14 protein-coding genes are annotated in these 14565 nt (G+C 43.2%); 9 read left to right on the forward strand and 5 right to left on the reverse strand.

All coding sequences use genetic code 11. The annotated features are described in order from the left end of the window. Nucleotides 1-45 precede the first annotated feature (45 nt). Nucleotides 46-960, forward strand: a complete 915-nt coding sequence (locus tag CQ839_RS05815) for a lipopolysaccharide assembly protein LapB (protein ID WP_103667326.1) — start codon at nucleotides 46-48, stop codon at nucleotides 958-960. A 39-nt stretch (nucleotides 961-999) separates the two neighbouring features. Here the strand turns inward: CQ839_RS05815 and CQ839_RS05820 are convergent, their stop codons facing one another. Then, complete coding sequence (locus tag CQ839_RS05820) at nucleotides 1000-2196, reverse strand: WD40 repeat domain-containing protein (protein ID WP_103667327.1); 1197 nt, start codon at nucleotides 2194-2196, stop codon at nucleotides 1000-1002. Between the two features lie 53 nt (nucleotides 2197-2249). Further along, on the reverse strand, nucleotides 2250-3122 hold the full coding sequence (locus CQ839_RS05825) for a 6-carboxytetrahydropterin synthase (protein WP_103667328.1): 873 nt from the start codon (nucleotides 3120-3122) through the stop codon (nucleotides 2250-2252). A 203-nt stretch (nucleotides 3123-3325) separates the two neighbouring features. On the opposite strand from CQ839_RS05825, the gene CQ839_RS05830 reads away from it, so the two are divergent. The 3 genes from CQ839_RS05830 to CQ839_RS05840 all read left to right on the forward strand — a co-directional run bounded on the left by CQ839_RS05830 (nucleotide 3326) and on the right by CQ839_RS05840 (nucleotide 6779). Continuing rightward, entirely contained in the window at nucleotides 3326-4057 is a 732-nt protein-coding gene (locus CQ839_RS05830) for a Uma2 family endonuclease (protein WP_103667329.1), read from the forward strand. Nucleotides 4058-4310: 253 nt separating this feature from the next. After that, nucleotides 4311-5594 (forward strand): pentapeptide repeat-containing protein, encoded by a 1284-nt coding sequence (locus CQ839_RS05835; RefSeq protein ID WP_103667330.1) that lies wholly within the window; start codon nucleotides 4311-4313, stop codon nucleotides 5592-5594. 213 nt (nucleotides 5595-5807) lie between these two features. Continuing rightward, nucleotides 5808-6779, forward strand: coding sequence for an SPFH domain-containing protein (locus CQ839_RS05840; RefSeq protein ID WP_181016118.1), 972 nt, complete (start codon nucleotides 5808-5810; stop codon nucleotides 6777-6779). A 29-nt stretch (nucleotides 6780-6808) separates the two neighbouring features. On the opposite strand, the gene CQ839_RS05845 is transcribed toward CQ839_RS05840, so the two are convergent. The 3 genes from CQ839_RS05845 to CQ839_RS05855 form a co-directional block, all read right to left on the reverse strand. After that, the gene (locus CQ839_RS05845; RefSeq protein ID WP_181016119.1) at nucleotides 6809-7747 is read right to left on the reverse strand and encodes a cyanophycinase; all 939 of its coding nucleotides are present in this window, start codon (nucleotides 7745-7747) and stop codon (nucleotides 6809-6811) included. A 147-nt stretch (nucleotides 7748-7894) separates the two neighbouring features. After that, nucleotides 7895-8116: a DUF4327 family protein gene (locus tag CQ839_RS05850; RefSeq protein ID WP_103667331.1), complete on the reverse strand. Its 222-nt coding sequence runs from the start codon at nucleotides 8114-8116 to the stop codon at nucleotides 7895-7897. A 219-nt stretch (nucleotides 8117-8335) separates the two neighbouring features. Then, nucleotides 8336-9292, reverse strand: a complete 957-nt coding sequence (locus tag CQ839_RS05855; RefSeq protein ID WP_103667332.1) for a branched-chain amino acid ABC transporter permease — start codon at nucleotides 9290-9292, stop codon at nucleotides 8336-8338. 10 nt (nucleotides 9293-9302) lie between these two features. Here CQ839_RS05855 and CQ839_RS05860 point away from each other — a divergent pair, with 10 nt between their 5' ends. The 5 genes from CQ839_RS05860 to CQ839_RS05880 all read left to right on the forward strand — a co-directional run bounded on the left by CQ839_RS05860 (nucleotide 9303) and on the right by CQ839_RS05880 (nucleotide 14548). Continuing rightward, the gene (locus CQ839_RS05860) at nucleotides 9303-10043 is read left to right on the forward strand and encodes a C39 family peptidase (RefSeq protein WP_181016120.1); all 741 of its coding nucleotides are present in this window, start codon (nucleotides 9303-9305) and stop codon (nucleotides 10041-10043) included. Nucleotides 10044-10344: 301 nt separating this feature from the next. After that, entirely contained in the window at nucleotides 10345-11907 is a 1563-nt protein-coding gene (locus CQ839_RS05865; protein ID WP_103667334.1) for a tetratricopeptide repeat protein, read from the forward strand. Between the two features lie 127 nt (nucleotides 11908-12034). Continuing rightward, entirely contained in the window at nucleotides 12035-12781 is a 747-nt protein-coding gene (gene fabG / locus CQ839_RS05870; RefSeq protein WP_103667408.1) for a 3-oxoacyl-[acyl-carrier-protein] reductase, read from the forward strand. Between the two features lie 79 nt (nucleotides 12782-12860). Beyond that, on the forward strand, nucleotides 12861-13352 hold the full coding sequence (locus tag CQ839_RS05875; protein ID WP_103667335.1) for a plastocyanin/azurin family copper-binding protein: 492 nt from the start codon (nucleotides 12861-12863) through the stop codon (nucleotides 13350-13352). After that, on the forward strand, nucleotides 13349-14548 hold the full coding sequence (locus CQ839_RS05880) for a glycosyltransferase (protein ID WP_103667336.1): 1200 nt from the start codon (nucleotides 13349-13351) through the stop codon (nucleotides 14546-14548). Before CQ839_RS05875 ends, CQ839_RS05880 begins: the two co-directional genes overlap by 4 nt. Nucleotides 14549-14565 lie beyond the last annotated feature (17 nt).

The following is a 14565-nucleotide window of genomic DNA, read 5'->3' on the forward strand; positions in this document are numbered from 1 at the left end:
TCTCAATTTAACATTCTTTATCAAGAATTCAGACCAGAAAAGATTATGAAACCAGTTTTGGGAGTTTTTGCGTCGGTCTTAGTAGTTGGTGTGAGTTATGCAGATGTTGCGATCGCGCAGCTGCGTGAAAAACCACCTCAAAAAGTTCAGATTCAGCAGCAGATTGTTGTTCCACCTAATGAAACTGCTGATCAGCTTTTGGAACGTGGTAATGCCTATGTGCGTTTGGGGAACTTGGAAGGGGCTGAGGTTATATTTCGGGCAGCGATCAAGAAAAACCCTGAACTCACAGCTGCTCATTACAATCTTGGTCTGGCTTATGCGCAGGGAGGCAAGCTCAAAGAGGCTATTCATTCTTTTCAACGGGCTACCAGACTTGAGCCAAAGTTTGCGATCGCCTACAGTAATTTAGGTGCAGCCCAGTTGCAGTCGGGCGATCCTAACCAAGCAATACCAAATTTACAGAAAGCCGTTAGTCTTGACCCTAAACTTTCAGTTGCCTATTACAATCTTGGTTTAGCATTTAAAGAAAAAAAGGATATCAACAAGGCGATCGCCAATCTCAATCAAGCCCTAAAGCTAAATCCCCAAGCGCCTGAAACAATTTATAACTTAGGTCTATTAATTCAAACTCAGGGTGATATTCAAAAGGCGATCTCTCACTATGCCAAAGCTCTGCAACTGAATCCCGAATATGCAGAGGCTTATTACAATTTGGGGGCGGCTTTATTAATTCAAGGTCAAACAGAAAATGCGATCGGGCAATTGCGTAATGCTTTGCAATTCCGTAAAGACTATGCTGAAGCTTATTATACGCTTGGTGTCGCTCAGGTAAGGGCTGGGAAAAAGCAAGACGCAATTCAATCTTTTATTCAAGCACAAGCTTATTTTAATCAGCAAAAAAATACTCAATGGGCGCAACAGAGCGATCGCCAAATTCAACGATTACGCAGTAGCTAATCGAGAAAATTTTTTTGTGAAGCAAAAAAATTTTCTCGATTATGGAACACTCCATATATGAATATTGCAATCTTCGCCGCCACTGACTAGAGTCTGTCCATCTTGACTGAGGGCGATCGCATTGATCAGATTGATATGTCCATTGAGAACTTGAATTGGTTCGCCTGTTTCTAAGTTCCAAACTCGAATTTCTTTATAACTGGCACTAATCAAAGTTTTGCCATCTCGACTAATCGTCAGCGACTTCACCCAACCCCAATGTCCTTCTAAGGTACGAATCGCTCTACCCGTTTGCAAATCCCACACCTTAATGCGAGTATCGAGACCACCACTGACAAGGGTGCGTCCATCAGGACTAATTGCAAAGGAGAGAACTCGCGCTGAATGTCCGATAAATTCCCAGCGTTGTTTGCCAGAAATTAAGTCCCATACGCGAATAGTTGTGTCCCAACTGCAACTCGCGATCGCCTTACCATCAGGACTTAGAGCAACGGAATCGACTAGGCTTGTATGACCTCGCAGAGTGCGAATTTCTGTACCTGTTTTAATATCCCAAAGCTTAATCGTGGTGTCTTGACTACCTGTCACTAAAGTTCTGCCGTTGGGCGTAATTGCTACAGAGTTGACATAGCCGATATGCCCCGTAAGCGTTAGTAGTTCTTTACCTGATCGCGCATCCCAGAGTTTAATAGTTTTATCGCGACTGCCACTGACTAATATCCTGCCATTAGCACTAAGGGCAATGGAAGTAACAATATGGTTGTGTCCGCGAATAGTGCCAATCTGCTTATGTTGAGTTCTGTCTTTCCCTAAGTCCCAAACCTTGATGGTGCAGTCTGCACCAGCACTATATAAAATCCTGCCATTGGCTGACAAAGCAAGAGAAGCGATCGCCTCGGCATGACCTTGCAAAGTATCGACGATATCAAATAGGTGATATTGACTATATTCGGCTAATACTTGACGGATATGAGATTCAGGTCTTCGCCAAAGTAATAAAAGAGCCGTGCGCTGTACTTTGAGCGATTCATCCTCTAAACCTCGTAAAACCAAGTTCAAACCTGTTTCGCCATAGTTGAGGGCTTCTTTAAGAGCGGCAATTCTGGGTGCGATCGCGGGACTGCTCAATCTTCTTTTTACACCGTCCAAACCGCCTAGCACCACAGCACCAAAAGGCGGTGGTACTTGACCTCCGAGAACTGCATCCTGTGCGGTTGGCTTTAGCTTGGCAATCATCTGTTCTTGATTCTCGGATAGGCGGCGCAAAGCCGCCTATCTTGATTTTGGCACTAGCCAACCTTGGCTAAAGCTTCTTCTAGTGAATGCTCTATGCCAGAAAGTTGATATTCGCCGTAAACTTCACAGGAGTTATTCGGGCTTTCAATCAACTTAATACTGTGCAACTTTGCGCCGATGTCGCGAATTGGCTGAGTCAAAACTTTTTGAACATAGACTGCAATATTTTCCGCAGTTGGGACAACTTCTGCGAAGTAAGGAATATCTTTATTCAAGAAAGTATGATCCATTGGATCAAGGATATGTAGGTCTAAAGCTTTTTGAAAATCACTTAGATCCGCAATCATGCCTGTGCGTGGGTCAATTTCGCCTGCAATAGAGACTTCTAAATGGTAATTATGTCCATGCCCATGTACACGAGCGCATTTGCCATAGATTGCAGTGTTTTCTTCGAGAGAGAGATTATCCAGTGCGAGGCGATGAGCGGCGGAAAAGTGAGTGCTAATCGTTAAATATGCTTGCATGTCGTTACCTTTGTAATCAGCCCAGAGTTCAGGTTGTTCGTATAAGCGAATATTGACCAATGGCAGATACGATTCTAGTCGCTGCCAAATGACGCGGGCAATATTTTCGGTAGTTGGTAAAGTCTGCTGAAACTCTTCCCATGCTTGGTTTAGATAGGAAAAATTTAGTTGAGTCGTGACTTCACGGGCGATCGTTTGCTTGACATCTGAGAGGTTAAGTACCATGCCAGTGTTATCAATCTCTCCTTGCATCCCAACGTACAGAACATAGTTATGACCGTGTGGTGGGAAGTTGGTACATGCTCCGAATTTCGCCAGATTTTCTTCGTCTGGGATTTCGGGCAGCCAGTAACGATGACTAGCAGAAAACTCGGCACGGCGATTAATTACACATTTAGCCATCAGGAATTAGCCATTAAAAACAAGGCTTAGTGAATTGTAAATTTCTCTTAATACGTTAACATTTTCAGCGATCGCATCGAAACTAAGTATATTTGCTACTTTAAAATTGCTTGCGATCAAAATTGCCGATTTGTTGCGATCGCTATAATTAAAAAATATCTTTAAAAGTCCCCTGCTGTCAGTGCGATCGCATTGTTTGAGCTATGACACCAATTATTGCCCCCGATCTTGAGTCTGTTCCAAAAATTCAAGAAATACAAAAAGAAATATTTTATCCTTCTGAGGATGGTGAACCCTTGGCAGAGACTTCTGTTCATGCTGATGCGATTATTGCGACGGTGGCGGTGTTACGCAATTACTTAGCCGAAAAATTTGCAGAGCGATCGCCTGTTGTCCTTGCCGATCAGTTTTTGTATTACGCGCAGGGTTTTCCTAGATTGCGGGTTGCGCCTGATGTGATGGTAATTTTTGATGTTCCGCAACAACCCTATGACAATTACAAAATTTGGGAAACGGGACAAGTTCCCAGTGTCATTTTTGAAATGACTTCTGCGAGTACACAAGCTCATGACCAAACGAAAAAGCGGGAGCTTTATGAAAGCATTGGAGTTCTAGAATATTGGCTTTTCGATCCTAAAGGTGAATGGATTCCTGAAAAATTACGCGGTTATCGTCGTCAAGCGAATCTGCCAGAAAAGGAAGAAGATTCGCTGGTTTATGAGGCGATCGCTGATGGCTTGAGTCAAGTTTTAGGATTGCGTCTTGAAGTCGAAGGCTCTCTGATTAATTTCTATCGACAAGATAACGGTGAAAAGTTGTTAATCCCCAGTGAGTTATTTACTGCTTTGCAAGTACAAACTCAGAGAGCAGAAATTGCTGAGCAGGAGGTGCAAAAATTGCGCGATCGCTTAGCTACATTAGGTATCGAACCATAAATGATTTCATCACCATGTACCACCTGTAGGGGTTTAGCATTTGCGCCACTATTTTCAAACTCACCACGAAAATCTCGATCCGCAAATGCTAAATCCTCTTCGCTTACACCGATAAATTGTCCCTGCGCTGTGAGGTTTAGGGCATAGCATTCCCATAGATTTGGAATCTGAGAATTTATAAATCTCTGCGGCAATGCAATGCCCCTACAGCTATTTATCGTAAGATTAATCCAAATTTCTGGAAGTTAAGGCTATGACCTCTACGGCGAAAAACTTTGCTGGGCAAAACTTGCGGGGCAGGTCTTTTAGAGGGCAAGACCTCTCAGGCTCAGACTTTAGCGACACCGATCTGCGGGGCGCAAATTTTACAGGTGCGACTTTAATCGGCGCAAATTTCTCTAAGGCTGAGACTGGCGTACAAAAGCGATGGGTGGCATTTCAGTTAGTTATTTCCTTCTTTCTGTCGGAATTAGCAGGAATTTTTGTTGCTTATACTGGTGCATGGGTAACCATTTTTTTCGCCCCTCGCTATATTCTAAGCTCTAGGATCGCCACTGGCATAGCAATGATCATCACTCTTATGATCATCATCTTTGCAATTGTTCAACAGGGATTTACGGTGAAGGCTTTCGGTACAATGACATGGGCATTTGCCTTAGTAGCATTTGCCTTAGCATTGTCAGGTGCAGATCCCTTGGTAGTATTATTTGCAGGGGCAGTAGTAGCATTTGCAGTAGTGGTATTTTCAGTGGCTTTGGCATTGTCCGATGCAGGATCATTTGTAGCGTGGTTAGGGTCATTTTTAGGAATATTGCAAGGAGCATTGGTCGGCGCAGTGGCAGTGTCATGGTCAGGGGCTGGGTCATTTGATTTTGCATTGGTAGGGGCTGGGGTAGGGGCAGTGGTGATGGTGTTACTCAGTGTTTATACTTCTGGGAGAGCTTTAAAAGGCGATCCTAAGTTCGACGAATTACTGAAGTTTATTGTTGGCTTTGCTAGCATCGGCGGTACAAGTTTTCGTGGTGCAGATTTAACTAAAGCTAACTTTACGAAGGCGTATCTCAAAAGTAGCGATTTTCGCAATTCTCGCAAGCAGAGGACAAACTTGACTCGCACCATTTGGAAGCAAGCAAAAGAGCTAGACCGATCGCGTTTAGGAACATCAATTCTTGCTAACCCCGAAGTACGTGAACTATTAGTCACAGGCAAACCCAACCAAACCCAATCCTACGAAGGCTTAAACCTACGTGGCGCAAACCTTGATGGAGCTTATTTAAAAGAAGTCAACTTTAAACGTGCCATTCTCAGCGAAGCCAGTGTTCGTAATGCAAATCTCGAATCGGTAAACTTCACCGAAGCCCAAGTGATTGGCACAGATTTTACTGGCGCACAAATGACAGGGGTTTGTCTAGAAGGTTGGAGCTACGACCACACCACCAAACTCGATGATGTCGATTCTCTAGAGCTTCTCAACACCAAAGGCGAGCGCTGTCGCCGCGATCCAGACAACAATTTTGAGCATAGTGATTTTACTTAAAGACACATTGTCGAAACCATTAGCAAGTTTTTTGGTGTTTAGTCAAATCTAAAGATCCACGACTTTTTCTATATCAGCACAGATAGCTGTTTCTCTTCACAAAAAAGCTGGGGATCTGGACATTCACAGATTTCTTTCTTTTGCCTTTACTTAACCTACATCTCATAGCTATCGCGCTATTATTAACGTGAGTTAAAGCAACGATGAAAAAAAATGATTGACTTATTTTTTAGCTTTGCGATCGGTGCGGGCGTATTCTTTGGCATCGGTAGTTCCTCATTTAAAATAGTTAACCAAGGCGAAGAAGCATTAGTTGCCTCCTTTGGTAAATACAAACGTAAACTGCCTGCTGGCCCCCACTTTATCTTGCCCTTTATTGATACCGTCAGCTACAAAGGGTCGATTAAAGAGCAGGTTTTAGATATTCCACCACAACAATGTATTACTCGCGATAACGTGTCGATTACCGCCGATGCAGTAGTCTACTGGCGTGTAGTTGACATGGAAAAAGCCTTTTATCGTGTAGAAAATTTGCGTCAAGCGATGGCAAATATCGTCTTGACTCAGATTCGTGCCGAACTAGGTAGTTTAGAGCTTGATGAAACTTTTACTGCCAGAAACAAAATCAATGAAGTTCTGTTACGGGATTTAGATGATGCCACCGATCCTTGGGGCGTGAAGGTAACAAGGGTCGAGTTGCGGGACATCTTACCTGCAAAAGCTGTGCAGGAAGCTATGGAAATGCAAATGACAGCGGAGCGCAGAAAAAGGGCAGCAATTCTTAATTCTGAAGGTGAGCGCGAAGCTGCTGTTAACCAAGCGAAGGGCTTGGCAGAGTCGCAGTTACTTAATGCTGAGGCTTCACAAAAATCCGCCATTTTAGAAGCAGAGGGGCAGAAACAATCCCGCATTTTACGTGCTGAAGCAGAACGCCAAGAGCAGGTGTTAAAAGCTCAAGGTACATCTCAGGCTATGCAAGTGTTATTGCAGTCTATGAAAGGTAATCCTCAAGCAAACGAGGCTCTACAATTTTTGTTAGCTCAGAACTATATTTCGATGGGTACGACGATTGGCTCCAGTGGCAGTAGCAAAGTGATGTTTATGGATCCGCGATCGCTGCCTTCAACTCTAGAAGGGCTTAAATCAATTGTTGATAGTCCAGAGACTGGAGATTGGACTAAATAAAAAAAGGCTCGCTTTGCGAGCCTTTTTTTTTATACCGATGGACTAATGGGAATGCGCTTGAGCATGTGATATTTACAGCCTGCGGCAAGAATATGTACTCGCAAGTTATGGATTGTTAAAGGTGCAGCACCACTAACCCATAGTTGATTGCTGTAGGAAACCTCACCAGGATCGACTACGGTGACAGTCCCACGTCCCAAAACGCGCATAGTATTATTTGGCTCAAAGATTGCCACCGTATCTTCATCGATACCGATGCCAATTTTGTCTGGATGTGCCGCGATCGCAGTCATTAGACGAGCCATGCGATTACGGTTATGAAAATGCTGATCAACAATAATTTCAGGCAGTATGTTTAAGCCAGTACTCATGTTTACGAGTTCTTTGTGAGGTGACTCGCCACTACTGCCTCCTGAAATCATGTGATAGCCCATAGCCGCAGCACCAGCACTTGTACCAGCTAAAACCATCCGATGCTGATCAATGCGCTTAGCGATCGTGATTGCAAAGGGAGTATCAGCAATCAAGCCACATAAACGCAACTGGTCACCGCCAGTCATGAAAATGCCTGTAAACCGATCTACTAGAGCCTCGGCTTCGGGATAGTCATCATGAGGACGTTCACGAATATCTAATACTTCAACTACACTTGCACCGAGTTCAGTAAAAATATCATGATAAATTCTCCCGATAATATCAGGTTCTCTTGAGGCGCACGGAATTATAGCAATGCGAGCTTGGGAGCCACCAGAACTTTCTACAAAGGCTTTGAGAATTTTGCGGTCTTGGACTTTATCCTCTCCACCACCAATTACCATTACCGCCGACTTAATAATTTGAGTCATGCCCCTATCTATTGCCACATCTTCATCTAAATTCAGCATATTAGCAGATTGGTCAACAAATTTTTTGAGGCGGTTGATTAGGCTAATGCCTTGACTCAGTTTTTGCGCTTGCTGACTCGCCAATGGTTTGAATTACCTCCATTGATGCTTACATGGTTAGCAATCAGGCTAAACCTTGTCAGATTGTATAACTTTTGTGCAGCTAAAGACCAGTATTTCATCAAGTCACTACAAAATAAGTGGAGGCTTAGTCCCTTATTTTGTAATTACTTAATCACTTTGCCAACATTCATGACTAACTAAATCGCAAATACGATCGCGCAATAGGTATTGATTGTTTTCTAGTTCTCGTTCGATTTGACACCATTCGCGATCGCGAAAGAAACGACAAAGAGTGTGAATGGGTTGACTTCGCGTGAGTCGTCCGCTTTCGAGTAAATGTCTTGCTTCGTCTTGAATAGCGCTGATGGAATAATAAAGTGAGTGCAACATAACCAAATCCTCTGTATAGGCTTTTGCTTAATAATTTGCTTGAAGCTTTGAAATTATCTAAAAACAATCTATGTCTGTGACGTAGAATACAGACTCTAATTATCTTCTCACGGAGTTTTAGTTAATACATAAAAGTAAATGAAACTCAAAAGAAAAAAACATTTCTTGTTAAGCTCAAAAAGCGGTGCTTAGAGCCGTTTTTTTCTCTAGACTTTTTCTCTAGACTTTCTGGACGAAGATTTTGCCGAGAAGTCCTTGGGGGCGGACAAGTAGGACGATAAATAGTAAAGCAAAGGCTACGGCATCTTTGTATGCTGACTGTTCGGACGGCACAAAGGACTCTGCTAGTCCTAAGATAATCCCTCCAACGACGGCTCCAGGAATATTGCCTAGTCCGCCCAAGACGATTACAGCTAGACCTTTTAAGCCAAATCCGATGCCAAAATAGGGACCAGCAATACTGACGCTGGAGCCAACTAGAGTTCCTGCTAGTCCAGCCAAGAATCCTGACACGAAAAAGGTGAGCAGAATGAAAAAATCGGTATTAATGCCCAAAAGGCTAGCGGTGGTAGAATCTTCAGCTACGGCTTTCATCGCTTTGCCTAGCTTGGTGAAGTTAATCCCATAGGTGAGAATTGCTAAAATAATCCCTGATACACCAAAAATAACAATTTGGACGGTGCGAATGTTGATTGGTTTGTCGATTGTGCCGAAATTTATCGCTGGTGGTAGGCTGCCGTAAATATTGGCGGGGAAGTTATAACTCTCAGCTCCCACAAAATATTGGATCGTGTTGACGATGACTACAGCTACGCCCAAACTGGAAACTAAGGTGAGTAAAGGGTCGGCTTGGCGATCGCGTAAAGGTCGAAAAGCGATCCGCTCAATTAGTATGCTTACGAATCCTGCAAGAATACTGCTGATGAAAATGGCAACAAAAAAGGGTAAATGTAGTTCTTTAGGTAAGGATAGGTTAGCAAGTATGCCATTGAATCCAAATGCGCCGCCACAGAGTACATAGGTAAAATATGCTCCAAGCGTAAACACAGCACCGTGAGCAAAGTTAATAATTCCTAAAATCGAGAATACTAATGTGTATCCAAGAGCAAAGATGGCGTAGACACTGCCAATCGATAAGCCATTCAAAAATTGCTGTAAAAATACCGAAAAGTCCATGCGAGGTTTTATGGGTTTTTTAAAAAATTCTACACTTGCGATCGCGATAGTTGCGATCGCTGTAACAGTCACGCCAGCAATATCAGCGATTACCACGCTCAATCGTCCTCATGGAGTATCAAAAAAATCTCAGGATAAATCTCAGGATTTAGTTGCTACTAATGACTCATCTGAACCAATTCAGCTGCCCGATACAGGCGCACAGAACGATAGTTGGAGCTGTGGACCAAATTCGGCGGCGCGGATATTACGTTATTACGGTCATGATGTTAACTATGCAACAGTTCGAGCCGCGACTGACAAAAAACTATTTTTGCCACAAAAATTCCGTAATCCTTTGAATAATCAATGGGTTGAGGTGCGAACTGGTACGCCGCCGCAGACCTTGCAACAGGTTATGCAACGATGGGAAGGCAATCGCGTCAGGAGATCTCCACAAACTAACTTTAATAAGTTAATTAAGCTAGTGCAATCAGGTAAACCTGCGATCGCTTTAGTTAGGGTCGGCGGTTTAACTATTCCCTATGTTGGAGCGATTCCTTACTTGCATTGGATCGCAGTGACAGGATCTAATTCACAAAGTCAACAAATTTATTACACAGATACTAATAGCCAAACTTATTCTTTGTCCTACCAAGATTTTCAGACAATGTGGAATTTGGGCTTGGATCGAGATGTAAGCGGTGCGATCGCAAGTGTTCTTAAAAGTAATGGTGTAGAGGCAAGAACAATCGTTTGGGTAGATAAATAAATCCCGAACCGATAAATTTTTTAAAGTGTTGCGAAGCAACACTTTAAAAAATTTATCGGTTCGGTTTTGAGATTTACGCCGTTCGACTCATCATCTTAAGATGACATTGCAAATACGATAAATAATTGAAATCTACAATTTGATAGGTTTCCTTGCTAAAGTCATTGATGTGGTGTGATGGATCAAGACTTAGCTCTTCTATTTTGTTCTTCTAATTTATAAATCTACTGCTCATTCTCATTTCTGCGTTACAAACTCATAACTTTATGATCGCGGAAACAAGCTAAAAGCAATATTAACTATGATCAAAACCGCAATGACGAAGATCGCACTAGTAGGGTTTCTTCCGCTAATATGCAGTCTCGCTCCTGCTCTTGCCCCGATCGCCTTAGCTCAGACATCATCGACTGCTACAAGTGAGATTACTCAAAAAATTTCTCAGAGTGATCCACTTGCCAATACACCACTCAAGCTGGTTGAACGTGCCAACTCTCTAAGAGAGCAAAATCAGCTTGATCGCGCCCTTGCTTTGTATCGCCAAGCGATAGCCGCGAGTCCAGAGTTAGTTCCTGCTTACTATGGTTTGGGGGTGGCTTTGCGCCAAAAGGGGGATATCCAAGGTGCAATCGAAGCTCACCGCCAAGCGATTTTAATCGATAAAAGCTATACGCCTGCCTATTATGGTTTGGGGATTGCCCTTTATCAAAAGGGTGATGCCAATGGGGCAATCGATGCTTACAACCAGTTTGTGCAGCTCAGCAAAGCGGATACTAACCTTGCGCCTGTTTATTACAATTTGGGGTTGGCTCATGAACGCAAAAATAATATTCAGGGAGCGATCGATTCTTTTCGCAAGGCGATCGAGTTTGATCCTAAATATGCTCTTGCCCATAACGGTCTAGGCACTGTCCTGCGTCGCCAAGGCAATCGTCAAGAGGCGATCGCATCTTATCGCAAGGCGATCGAGCTTGCTCCGCAGTATGCAGTAGCCCATTTTGCGCTGGGAATTTCGCTGTATGAAGAGCGTGACTATGCAGGATCAATCGATGCTTATAAACGAGTAACTACAATTGATCCTAATTTTCCGAATGTTTATTACAATCTTGGCTTGGCATACAACCAACTCGATGATCGGCAAAAGGCGATCGCGACTTTCCGCAAAGCATCCGAACAAGATCCCCGTAATGCCGATATCTATGCGGCACTTGGTAGTGCTCTATTGCGAGAGGGAAATATTCCTGAAGCGGCGGAAGCCTTTAAACGAAGTACAGAAATCAATCCGAGGGTTGCGAGCACTTTCAATGGTTTAGGGCTTGCTCTGCGTCGGCAAGGCGATCTCGAAGGGGCGATCGCAGCCTATGAAAAATCGATCACGATTAATCCTAGATATGCAGCGGCTTATAACAATCTTGGGCGGGTTTTGTCTGATCAAAACCGTAACGCTGATGCAATTACCGCGTTTCGACAGGCGATCGCGATTGATACCAAGAATGCAGTTGCCTATAGTAATCTTGGCAATTTATTACGCGCTCAGGGCAATAGTGATGAGGCGATTGATGCTTTCCAAAAAACTATTGCGATCGGTAAAGAAGATTTATGGGTGGACTATACCAGTTTGGGGCTTGCCTATGCCGATCGTGGCAGACTTGGTGAAGCTCAAACTGCCTATTTTAAGGCACTATCTTTAAATCCCACTTTTGCCAAGGCACATTTTGGACTGGGGGCTTTGTATACGCTGAAGGGGGAAGTCAGCAATGCGATTCGCTCTTACCAAGAAGCCTTGAAGTTATACGAAGAAAATCGTGATGCCGAATGGATTAAGCGCACTCAACAAGCAATCCAAGCCTTGCAGGGAATTACATAAAAACAGGCTGTGCATAGCACAGCCTGTTTTTATGTGTTAAGTGACGCTCAAATCGTTAAACTGTGATTCTGGTCGCGTTTTGCAAGACCAGAATTATGAAACAGATTATGGAGTTTTGAATATAAGCATGGGATTTTTAGAAGGTCAGGTGGCGATTGTTACAGGTGCGTCTAGGGGCATTGGACGGGCGATCGCAGTTGCACTTGCGACTGAAGGTGCAAAGGTTGTCGTGAACTATGCTAGTTCTGCTAGTGCGGCGGAAGAAGTTGTAGCCGAGATTAAAAGCAAAGGTGGCGAGGCAATCATCTTCCATGCCGATGTTTCCCATGAAGCTCAGGTGGAAAGCTTACTCAAATCAGCGATCGACACATGGGGCCGTGTGGATATCTTGGTTAACAATGCGGGCATTACTCGCGATACGTTGTTGCTACGCATGAAGCTAGAAGATTGGCAAGCTGTAATCGACCTCAACCTGACAGGCGTATTTCTCACCACCCGTGCCGTATCAAAAGTCATGCTCAAACAGAAATCGGGACGAATTATTAATATTGCCTCTGTTGCAGGACAAATGGGTAACCCTGGACAAGGCAATTACAGCGCGGCAAAAGCTGGAGTAATTGGCTTTACCAAAACTGTTGCGAAGGAAATGGCAAGCCGTGGCATTACTGTGAATGCAGTTGCGCCTGGATTTATTGCGACAGATATGACCGCAGATCTCAAGAATACCGATGAGATTCTCAAATTTATTCCCCTTGGTCGCTATGGTCAACCTGAAGACATTGCAGGAATGGTTAGATTTTTGGCGGCTGATCCTGCGGCGGCGTACATTACTGGACAAGTATTTAATGTCGATGGCGGCATGGTCATGGCTTAATTTTTGTGGCGCGGCGAAGCTGCGCCACAAAAATTAAATTGCCGCGTCCTACAATTCTGTTGTTTTTTGAGAGAGCTATATGCGCCGCACCTTTAAAATTTTCAGACAAGTTTTGAGCATTTGGATATTTGCGATTTGCATTTTGGTGATTTGTCCAAATTTGGCGATCGCAGCTCCAGACAAATTAGCAGCAGTCGATTTTACGAAACAAACTGCGATCGAAGTTAAGGTTAGTCTGAGCAACAATGCCAATGAACTAAAATTCTTCCCCGATCGCTTCACTTTTGAATCTGGTAAACGTTATAAGTTATTACTCAGTAACGCCAGTGGGATGAAGCATTATTTCACCAGCAAAGATTTTGCTGATGCGATCTGGACGCAAAATGTGGTGGCAGGCAATGTGGAAGTTAAAGGCAATATTCGCGAATTAGAATTACGTCCGAATACAACTGCTACATGGACTTTTATCCCGATTAAGTCTGGTACTTACGAATTGCATTGCGCGATCGCTGGTCATACCGAAGCAGGAATGCGAGGTCTCATCACAATTCAACCTAGTGTAGTAGATTGAAAGTCCTTCATATTATTCCTTCGGTAGCATCAGTACGCGGAGGGACAAGCCAAGCTGTGATTGAAATAGTAGTTGCTTTGCGATCGCAAGGTGTGGATGCAGAAATTGCCACCACTAATGATAATGGCAAAGACTTGCTAGATGTGCCTCTGTACAAGCTAACTGATCAGCTAGCAGAATATGGAAATATACCGATTCGCTTCTTTCCCAGATTTTCACCAAATATCAATGCTATACGTGAGTTTGCCTTCTCGCGATCGCTGACAACTTGGCTATGGAAACATATCGCTGAATATGATCTAGTGCATGTACATGCACTTTTTTCCTATGCTTCAACGATCGCGATGGTGATCGCCCGTATTCGGAAAGTTCCTTACATAAATATGCCCCATGGAATGCTATGCAAATGGTCGTTGCAACAAAGTAAGTTCCGCAAACAAACATATCTGAATGTGATTGAACGTTCCAATTTATTGCATAGTCAATCGCTCTACTTCACGACTCAGCAAGAACAAGAAGAATTCAATCTATTAGATCTAAATATTCCTAATTTTATTTTGCCGCACGGAGTGCAGATCCCGACTTTAATTCCTTATGCTCAAGCTCAACTAAGAGAACTTCTGCAAATTCCCACTCACTTTCCTATCCTTCTATTTATGTCACGTATTCATCCTAAAAAAGGATTGGAATATCTAATCGAGTCTCTGGGTAAATTAAAAGAATATAATTTTGCTTTAGTAATCGCAGGTAGTGGTGAACCTGATTATGTAAACCAAATTCAAGATTTATTGGTTACTCAGGGCATCAGCGATCGCACTCATCTAGTGGGCTTTGTAGAAGGCGAAATCAAAAATCTCTATCTCCAAGGTGCGGATCTTTTTACGCTCACTTCTCATTCCGAGAATTTTGGTATCGCTGTGATGGAGTCACTTGCGGCTGGCACGCCTGTGCTAATTACTGATGGAGTTGCGATCGCACCTATGGTAAAAGAACAAGCGATCGGCTATGTCACTAAATTAGAGATTAATGTGATCGTGACAGCATTAGAAAATTTCTTTCAAAATTTTGACAACGATCTATTCAGTAGACTAAAAACTCAACAAATTATTGCTGAAAACTATAGTTGGCAATCTATCAGTGCTCAACTTGTTACAATTTATCAATCAATCGTCAATGAGTTTATTGCTTTAGCCTAAAAATATTCTAAAACAAC

This window comes from Pseudanabaena sp. BC1403 (assembly GCF_002914585.1).
In the GTDB taxonomy this organism is placed as follows: domain Bacteria; phylum Cyanobacteriota; class Cyanobacteriia; order Pseudanabaenales; family Pseudanabaenaceae; genus Pseudanabaena.